General features: G+C 71.9%; 7 protein-coding genes and 1 pseudogene. 4 read left to right on the forward strand and 4 right to left on the reverse strand.

Features of this window, described 5'->3' with window-relative positions:
• Positions 1–353: 353 nt before the first annotated feature.
• A complete protein-coding gene (locus tag ACWF94_RS24750) occupies positions 354–1,187 on the forward strand; it encodes a hypothetical protein (RefSeq protein WP_453492458.1) in 834 nt (277 codons plus the stop codon).
• A gap of 16 nt (positions 1,188–1,203) precedes the next feature.
• Positions 1,204–1,716 (forward strand): protein-tyrosine phosphatase family protein, encoded by a 513-nt coding sequence (locus tag ACWF94_RS24755; protein WP_453492461.1) that lies wholly within the window; start codon positions 1,204–1,206, stop codon positions 1,714–1,716.
• A 167-nt stretch (positions 1,717–1,883) separates the two neighbouring features.
• Here the strand turns inward: ACWF94_RS24755 and ACWF94_RS24760 are convergent, their stop codons facing one another.
• On the reverse strand, positions 1,884–2,804 hold the full coding sequence (locus tag ACWF94_RS24760; protein WP_453492464.1) for an FCD domain-containing protein: 921 nt from the start codon (positions 2,802–2,804) through the stop codon (positions 1,884–1,886).
• 147 nt (positions 2,805–2,951) lie between these two features.
• Between ACWF94_RS24760 and ACWF94_RS24765 the strand changes: the two genes are divergently transcribed.
• Positions 2,952–3,797: a (2Fe-2S)-binding protein gene (locus tag ACWF94_RS24765; protein WP_453492467.1), complete on the forward strand. Its 846-nt coding sequence runs from the start codon at positions 2,952–2,954 to the stop codon at positions 3,795–3,797.
• A gap of 236 nt (positions 3,798–4,033) precedes the next feature.
• Positions 4,034–5,098, forward strand: coding sequence for a DUF2637 domain-containing protein (locus ACWF94_RS24770; protein WP_453492469.1), 1,065 nt, complete (start codon positions 4,034–4,036; stop codon positions 5,096–5,098).
• Positions 5,099–5,384: 286 nt separating this feature from the next.
• On the opposite strand, the gene ACWF94_RS24775 is transcribed toward ACWF94_RS24770, so the two are convergent.
• From ACWF94_RS24775 to ACWF94_RS24785, 3 genes and pseudogenes are all read right to left on the reverse strand, one after another.
• Positions 5,385–6,005, reverse strand: a complete 621-nt coding sequence (locus ACWF94_RS24775; protein ID WP_453492472.1) for an ATP-binding protein — start codon at positions 6,003–6,005, stop codon at positions 5,385–5,387.
• 391 nt (positions 6,006–6,396) lie between these two features.
• Positions 6,397–8,139, reverse strand: a complete 1,743-nt coding sequence (locus ACWF94_RS24780; protein WP_453492475.1) for a pyruvate dehydrogenase — start codon at positions 8,137–8,139, stop codon at positions 6,397–6,399.
• 82 nt (positions 8,140–8,221) lie between these two features.
• A pseudogene (locus tag ACWF94_RS24785) lies at positions 8,222–8,846 on the reverse strand (hypothetical protein); the annotation flags it as partial.

The raw sequence follows: 8,846 nt of genomic DNA on the forward strand, positions 1-8,846 counted from the left end.
CGCGGGCGCGGCGCGGGGCCGCCACCGCGCTCCGGGTCTCGGCGGCCCGCCCGCGCGCGACCACACCTGACCCGGGCGGCCGCCGGGGCTCTCCGCCCCGGGCCCGCGGAGCCAGGCGGCCCGGCCGGCACGTCCGGCGCCCGCGTACGGCCCCGGCCGCGGGGGCGGGCGCGTCGGGTGGCCGGGGAACGAGGGGTGTCGTGAGCGTTTTCGGACGGTGCGGGAGCTGGGAGTGAACGTCCGGTGAACGCCGCAGGCGGGCGGCGCGAAGCGCGCTGGATCCGGTCGTCGGCCGAAAGATTGTGAAAGATTTCACCTGACCCTCTTGGCCCGGCGCACCCATCCATGCTGAGATGCCACCTACTCAACAGCTCAATGATGTGCTCTGGGAGGGCATAGTGGCGCATACCGCCATGTCTGGTTCCGGAACCACCGCAGGTGACGACCCCCTCCAGACCGCGGTATGGCGGCTGCGCTCGCGCGGCTGTTGGACCGACGCCGCGGCTCTGCTCGCTCCGCACGCGGCGGACCCCGCCGCGGCGCTGGAGCGGGCCGGGCTGCTGGTCGAGCGCTGTCTGTTCAGCGGTGAGGGCTGGGCCGACGCGGAGGACGCGCTCCGTACGGCCGAGGCCGTCGCGGGGGACGACGAGGAGCGCGGCGGCGCGGCGTGCGAGCGCGGGCGGCTGGCGTACGCCGCGACCCGGCTCGCCGTACGGGACCGGGCGGACGAGGCGCGTTCGGCGCTCGGCCGGGCGGCGGCGCTGCTGTCGCCCAGCTCGCCGAGGCGACCGCTGCTCGACTTCCGCCGCGGTCTGGTGGCCGAGCACATCGCCGACTCCCCGCAGGCGGCCCGCGCGGCCTACCGCCGCGCCCACGACGGGGCCTCGGCCCACGGCGATCCCCTGCTGCTCTCGTTCACCTGGAAGCAGCAGGCCGGACTGGCGCTGCGGGACGGGGAGCTGACGGAGGCGCGGCACGGCTTCGCCGAGTCGCTGCGTATCCGGGTGGAGCTGGGCTATCTGATCGGTACGGCCCCGGCGCTGGCCGCGCTCGCCGACTGCGAGCCGGAGCCGGAGGCGGGCAGGCTGCGGGCGGAGGCGGGTCGGCTGTTCCGGCTGCTGGGCGGCGTGCCCGTATGGCTCGCGGGCAAACTGGCCCTGCCACCGCAGCCGGAGCCGGTCACATGAGCGGAGCGGGGGCCCGGTGAGGACACGCCGGGAAGAGGGGGACGTCCCCGATCCGCTCTCCCGGTGGGACGAGATCACCACCGGCCTGTGGATGGGCGGCCATCTCTGGGCGGACAGCGGCGGCCGGCAGCAGGCGGTGGTCGTGGACCGTGAGTTCGACCTCGTCGTCAGCCTGTACACCCGGGAGGGCCACGGCCCGTCCCCCGGCGTCGAGCACCGCGTCCTCGCCATCCCCGACGATCCGCTGAGCACCGAGCAGATCGACCGGGTGCGGCGGCTGGCGGTGGTGACGGCGGACGCCGTACGGCGCGGGCGCACCGTTCTCGTACGCTGCCACTCGGGCTACAACCGCTCCGGACTGCTGGCCGCCCAGACGCTGATCGAGCTGGGCCACGGCGCGGCGGAGGCGATCGACCGGATCCGGGTGCGCCGTTCGCCGTGGGCGCTGCACAACAGGACGTTCGAGCAGTATCTGCTGACGGGTCTTGACATCTCCTCGATGCTGACGAGCCTGGAACCGCCAGCCTGACCGCCCTGACCGCCCGCCCGGCACCCGGCTCACGCGCGCCCGCCCGGCGCCGCCCTGAGGTCCCGGTGACCCTGTGACCCTGTGACCCGGTGACCCTGTGACGGCCACCCGGCGCCCACCCGTCAGGCGCCCACCCGTCAGGCGCCCAGCCGTCAAGCGCACAGCCGTCAGGCGTCCAGGCCGCCGAAGTGCTCGCGGATCAAGGCGCGCACCAGCGTCAGATCCTCGGCCATCAGCGCCTCCAGCAGGGCCGTGTGCTGCGCGGCGTCGGCCACCAGATCGGCGCGGCGGATGACCGGGCCGCTGGAGAGCGGGCACTGGGAGCGGCGGTGCAGATCGTCCGCGACCTGGACGAGCTGGTCGTTGCCCGAGAGGGAGAGCAACGCGCGGTGGAAGGCCCGGTCCGCCTCCGCGTATTCGGCGCGGTCGCCGCCCGCCGCGGCCGTGACCGTCGCCTCGGCCAGCGGGCGCAGTTCGCTCCAGCGGGCGGCCGGGACGCTGCGGGCGAGCCGGAGCATCACCGGTACCTCGATCAGGGCGCGGACCTCGGCCAGTTCGGCGCGTTCGCGCGGGCCCCTGATGGTGACCCGGAAGCCTCGGTTGGGGACGACCTCGACCATGCCCTCGTTGGCCAGTTGCTGCATCGCCTCGCGGACGGGGGTCGCGGAGACTCCGAAGCGCTCGCCGAGCACGGGTGCCGAGTAGACCTCGCCGGGGACCAGTTCGCCGTCGACGAGGGCGGTGCGCAGGGCCTGGAGGATCTGGCCGCGGACGGAGTGGCGCTGGACCGTGCGCGGGGCGTGCGCGCGCCGGGCGGGGGCGCGGGGGGTCTTCGGGTGGGGAGCGGCCGGTTCGCTGTGGGTGTGCTCGCTGTGGGTGTGCTCGCCGCGCGCCTGTTCCGGAACGCGTGGCAGCTCGGCGGCGGGGGCGGCGGCCTGGCTCAGCCCCTGCTGACCGGTGCCCGGCGCGGTCGCCCGCCCGGCGGGCCGTCTGCCCTGCGGCGGTGCCGTGGCATGGGCGCCGGGAGGCCGGGAGGAGGCGTTCGCCGACGGGGGTGACGCGACCTCGCGCGCTCGGGCCTGCTCCACTCGGGTCCTCCTTACGGCAGCCGGGCCCGGCTGGCGTACCACGGGCCCCCCGTGCACCATAGGCGGAGTGGACCGCAGTTCAAACACCGATCACGTCGGGTAAGGTTAGGCTAACCTGCTAACGATCGTGATTCGGTGGTCCCCGGCATGACCGTTCCCGCCCTGCTGCCCGCCCCCGCCTCGCCCGTCGAGGACGCCTACGCCCGCCTGACCGAGGTCTTCCCCGGTCTGCGTGTCCGTGAGCTGACGAACGGCGAGCAGGCGCCCATAGGGGGCGGCTGGGTGGGCGCGGACGACCTGGCGAGCGGCGGTCCCGCGCTCGACGCCTTCCTCGCGTGGGACAACGCCCAGGTGCTGCGGGACTACGGGCAGCGGGCACGCCCGGACGTGATCGCCAGTTTCGGACTGCACCGCTATGCCTGGCCCGCCTGTCTGCTGATCACGGTGCCGTGGTTTCTGCGCCGCCGGGTGCCCCGGCTGCCCGCATCCGAGGTCTCCTTCCAGCGGACGCTGGGCCAGTTCACGGTCCGGGTCACCGAGTTCGCCTGTCTGCCGGGCGATCCCGCGGCCCAACTGCCCGGCGCCCGGGTCGTCCCGGACGAGGAGGCCCTGCGCGCCGAGGTCCGCTCCGCCGCCGCCGAGCACCTGGGCCCCCTGCTGGACGGCTTCGGCCCCCGGATGCGGCGCGGCAAGCGCGCCCTGTGGGGCATGGCGACGGACGAGGTCGTCGAGGGGCTCTGGTACATCGGGAATCTGCTCGGCGAGGAGCATCGCGCGATGGCGGAGCTGGAGCTGCTGATGCCCGGGACGGCCAAGCCGTACGTCGGGACCTCCGGCTTCCGGACGCTGACGGGCCCTCAGGGCGAGCAACTGCCCACCCGGGACCGGGCGAGCTGCTGCCTGTTCTATACACTGCGGCCCGATGACACCTGCGTCACCTGTCCCCGCACCTGTGACGCCGACCGTGTGGCGAGGCTGCTGCCGGGCGCGTGAATTCCTTTTGCCCGACTGTTGTCACGCTCCGGATGTCACGCCACGCTTCCGGGTGATATAAATCGTACGCAACTCTCTCTGCCCGTACGGCAGTTCGAGTGAAACGCACCTATCCGTATGCCGTATGGCCCCATTGGCGTTCTCTTGCCACGAAACCCCCCTGGGATCGCCGGGACTTCAGCCACTATGGCGGCCGAAAAGCCCTACCGCGATGCAGATGCAAGGGACACCAACGTATGAACATATCGCTTACCTGGCTGCTTCCCGGCTTCGTGATGCTCGTGGGAGTCCTGGTCGCGGTCGCAGTGCTCGCGCGCGGCAAGAAAGCCGCAGCCAAGATCTCGGCGACAGAGGACTCCTGGGAGCGCAGCGAGGAGCGCCGCAGGCGCAAGGAAGCCATATACGGCACGGCTTCCTACGTACTTCTCTTCTGCTGTGCCGCAGTCGCCGCCGCGCTTTCCTTCCACGGTCTGGTCGGATTCGGCCGGCAGAATCTGAACCTCTCCGGGGGCTGGGAATATCTGGTTCCGTTCGGTCTCGACGGCGCGGCCATGTTCTGCTCGGTGCTCGCCGTCCGTGAGGCCAGCCACGGCGACGCGGCCCTCGGCTCGCGTCTGCTGGTGTGGACGTTCGCGGGTGCCGCCGCCTGGTTCAACTGGGTGCACGCGCCCCGGGGACTGGACCACGCGGGCGCCCCGCACTTCTTCGCCGGAATGTCGCTGTCGGCCGCGGTCCTCTTCGACCGCGCGCTGAAGCAGACCCGCCGGGCCGCGCTCCGCGAGCAGGGCCTGGTGCCCCGCCCGCTGCCGCAGATCCGGATCGTCCGGTGGCTGAGGGCGCCCAGGGAGACCTTCAACGCCTGGTCGCTGATGCTGCTGGAGAATGTGCGCACCCTGGACGAGGCGGTCGAAGAGGTGCGCGAGGACCGGCAGGCGAAGAAGCAGAACCGCATGCGCTCGCGCGACCAGGCCAAGCTGGACCGGGCGCGGATAAGGGCGCTCAACCGGCAGCACCGCGCCTGGGGGCGCGGCCGGGTCGTCCGCGAGCCGGAGGTACCGGCCATCGGATCCTCGGGGGGTGGTTCGGCCCAGGCCCTGACGGATGGTTCCAAACCCGTCGCGGAGCCTGCCATAGAGCCTGGACAGCTGCCTCTTCGATCCCGGCTCTCCCTCCAGCCCGTGGGTTCACCCGCTACTGAACCCCGGACCGTCGACCTCACCGCCGAGGACGACACCATGACCCTGCCACGGCTGGACTCCCTGGAGCGCAAGCTCAAGGATCTGGAGCAGCAGTTCGGTTGAGCGGAGGCGGAGGCCGAGTCCGCTGAGGCCGCCGCTGTCCCGGCCGGACCCGGTCGGATCGCGGGCGGCACCCCGAAGAAGCAGAGGCAGCAGTCGAAAGGCCGGTCCGGTGCTCCGGACCGGCCTTCGGCGCGTACGGAACCGGCCTTAAGCACAACGGCCTTGGGCGCGTACGGAACCGGCCGACGCGGGCAGAAGAACCGGACCAGCGCGTACGGAACCGGCCCGGCGCGATACGGCGGCGGCGCGGCCGGTACCGGGCCCGCGTCCCGACGGGTCAGGCGGGTCAGGCGGCCGACCGGTCGTCGTGCAGCTCGAACCAGACCACCTTGCCCGCGCTCTGCGTCCGTACGCCCCAGGCGTCCGCGAGGCTCTGCACGAGCGCCAGCCCCCTGCCGTGGGTGTCGAGCACATCATTGAACTCATGGGCCTCATGCGGCTCATGCGGCTCATGGGGATCCTGGGCTTCCCGGGACCCCTGGCCCTCAGGCGCCTCGCGGTCGTCATAAGCGGCGAACCGGCGCACCAGATGATCGGACACCGGCAGATGGGCCATGAAGTCCCGCACCTCCACCCGCAGGGTGGAGGAGGCTACCGTGGCCGTGACCACCGCCCCGTGCTCGGTGTGGACCAGCGCGTTGGTCACCAACTCGCTCGCCAGCAGCTCCGCCACCCCGGCCGTGTCCGAGCCGCCCCACTGCCGCAGCAACTCCCGCAGCACCCTGCGCACTTCGGGCACGGACCGGAGATCGGCGCACCCGAGCCGGCGGTGCAGCCGTCCGTTCACCCCCGCCGCGCCCGCCGGGGCGGCCCGCCCGCGTATGGGGTGACCACCCCCCGCGCCACTGCCCCCGTGTCCCCCGTGCCCACCCGCCCCGGGCCCGGCCCCTCCCTGACGCCCTGTCATCATCCCCACCCGCACGTCGGACCTCTGTCACGACTCTCTGTGTCGAATGCTTCCACGGAGAGCACTGCCCGCGCTGGAGGTGCACCACGCCTACTGAACGGTCAACCAGCCACAGCGGACGAGGTTTTGGTACGGAGTGCGGATCCGGTCTACGCCCAATGCCGGAGACGACCGTCGTCCCCGGCGCGGGCGTGGACCGCTGTACGCGGCGCGGGCGTGGACCGCTGTCTCAGGGCGTTTCTGATGGATAAGGCTGGGTCAGGGAGCGGGGTCTGGTGCCGTGCATCGCAAGGCGGAGGAGGGAGTCCACGCGGAGCGTAGGCGACTGACGACAACGCCGCGAGGCGCGGTGCCAGGGCACGCGAGCCCAGCAAGATCCATCAGAAGCGGCCTAGGGCCTGGGCACATTGCGCAGATTGGAGCGGGCCATCTGCACCATCCGCCCGACTCCGCCGTCCAGCACCATCTTGCTGGCGGAGAGCGCGAATCCCGTCACCATCTCGGCGCTGATCTTCGGCGGGATGGAGAGCGCGTTCGGGTCGGTGACCACGTCCACCAGCGCCGGGCCCTTGTGCCGGAAGGCGTCCTTGAGCGCTCCAGCGAGCTGCTTGGGCTTCTCGACCCGCACGCCGTACGCCCCCGACGCCCGCGCGATCGCCGCGAAGTCCGGGTTCTTGTTGGTCGTCCCGTACGACGGCAGCCCCGCGACGAGCATCTCCAGCTCCACCATCCCCAGCGAGGAGTTGTTGAACACCACGACCTTCACCGGCAGGTCGTACTGGACCAGGGTGAGGAAGTCGCCCATCAGCATGGTGAAGCCGCCGTCCCCCGACATCGAGACGACCTGGCGCTCACGGTCGAGGAACTGGGCGCCGATCGCCTGTGGCAGGGCGTTCGCCATGGACCCGTGGCTGAAGGAGCCGATGATCCGGCGGCGGCCGTTGGGCGAGATATAGCGGGCGGCCCAGACATTGCACATACCGGTGTCGACGGTGAAGACGGCATCGTCGTCGGCGAGGTCGTCGAGCACGGAGGCGACGTACTCCGGGTGGATCGGTACATGCTTGTCCACCTTGCGGGTGTACGCCTTGATCACGCCCTCCAGCGCGTCGGCGTGCTTCTTCAGCATCTTGTCGAGGAACCTGCGGTCCGACTTGGCCCGCACCCTCGGGGTGATGCAGCGCAGGGTCTCCCGGACATCGCCCCAGACGGCGAGATCCAGCTGGGAACGGCGGCCGAGATTCTCCGGCCGGATGTCCACCTGGACGATTTTCACGTCGTCCGGCAGGAAGGCGTTGTACGGGAAGTCCGTGCCCAGCAGGATCAGCAGATCGCACTCATGAGTGGCCTCGTACGCCGCGCCGTAGCCCAGCAGCCCGCTCATGCCGACGTCGTACGGGTTGTCGTACTGGATCCACTCCTTGCCGCGCAGCGCGTGCCCGACCGGGGACTTCACCCGCTCGGCGAACTCCATGACCTCGGCGTGCGCGCCGGCCGTACCGCTGCCGCAGAAGAGGGTGACCCGGTCCGCCTCGTCGATCATCCCGATCAGCTTGTCGATCTCGGCGTCTCCGGGGCGTACCGATGGCCGGGAGGTGACCATCGCGGTCTCGATGGACTTCTCGGGCGCGGCCTGGGAGGCGATATCGCCCGGCAGGGAGACGACGCTGACACCGCTGCGCCCGATCGCGTGCTGGATCGCGGTCTGGAGCAGCCGGGGCATCTGCTTGGGGTTGGAGATCATCTCGCTGTAGTGCGAACACTCGCGGAAGAGCTGGTCGGGGTGGGTCTCCTGGAAGTAGCCGAGGCCGATCTCGCTGGAGGGGATGTGCGAGGCGAGCGCCAGTACGGGGGCCATGGAGCGATGGGCGTCGTACAGGCCGTTGATGAGATGGAGATTGCCGGGCCCGCAGGATCCGGCGCAGGCCGCGAGCTTTCCGGTGAGCTGGGCCTCGGCGCCGGCCGCGAAGGCGGCGGTCTCCTCGTGCCGGACCTGGATCCAGTCGATGGCGGAGTTGCGGCGGATGGCGTCGACGACGGGGTTGAGGCTGTCGCCGACGACTCCGTACAGACGCTGGACTCCGGCGCGGACGAGGATGTCGACGAACTGCTCCGCCACGTTCTGTTTGGCCATGGGATGCGCACCCTTTCGAGGTTGGACGGCTGACGGCCGGTAAGGACCATCAACCCATGCCGGACGCCGTTTCGCCTCCCAGTTAAGCGCCCGGCCGGCCTGCCCGGCCGACCCACCCTCCCCTCCGGCCGGCCTGCCGCCCTCCGGCCGGCCTGCCCGGCCGGCCGCCGCCTGCCGGCGCCGGGCAGGGATCCCCGACCGCGCCGGCCGGAACGTGGTCCGCGTACCCCTTCGCCCTGAGCTGGGTGTCGGCGAGGAAGGCGGGAAGACCCGGCGGCTCCCCCGGTCCGGCCCAGCGTCCGGCCAGCTCCCCGGCGAACCGGGGTTCCGCGCGCATCGGCTCGGCGAGACCCGGGCTGCACAGCAGCAGCGTGTCGCCCGGGCGGGCGACGGAGGCCCGGAAGCGGAACGGTTCGGCGGGGGGCGGCGGCGGGGCCTCGATATACGGGGACTGCGGGTTCAGGATGCCGAAGTCCATGGTGAGCCGGTCCCCGTCGGGAGTGGATTCGGCGGGGCCCGGCGAATCCGGGGCGCCCGGGGCGTTCCGGTGGCTCGGGGAGCCGTATCCGACGACGGGTTCCCCGATGACCGCGCCCGGGTCGGGCAGGAGGGGCTCGATGTCCTGCCAGACGCCGTCGCGGAGCCGGAAGAGACCGCCGGGTCCCACCCCGAAGAAGACCCGCGTACGGCACTCGGGGTCGGCGGAG

Source organism: Streptomyces sp. NPDC055078, from assembly GCF_053607985.1.

Excerpts from the sequence above, each read along its gene's own strand:
- ACWF94_RS24750 (WP_453492458.1), top strand. The coding sequence starts at position 354 with ATGCCACCTACTCAACAGCTCAATGATGTGCTCTGGGAGGGCATAGTG.
- ACWF94_RS24765 (WP_453492467.1), top strand. The coding sequence starts at position 2,952 with ATGACCGTTCCCGCCCTGCTGCCCGCCCCCGCCTCGCCCGTCGAGGAC.
- ACWF94_RS24770 (WP_453492469.1), top strand. The coding sequence starts at position 4,034 with ATGAACATATCGCTTACCTGGCTGCTTCCCGGCTTCGTGATGCTCGTG.
- ACWF94_RS24775 (WP_453492472.1), bottom strand. The coding sequence starts at position 6,005 with ATGACAGGGCGTCAGGGAGGGGCCGGGCCCGGGGCGGGTGGGCACGGG.
- ACWF94_RS24780 (WP_453492475.1), bottom strand. The coding sequence starts at position 8,139 with ATGGCCAAACAGAACGTGGCGGAGCAGTTCGTCGACATCCTCGTCCGC.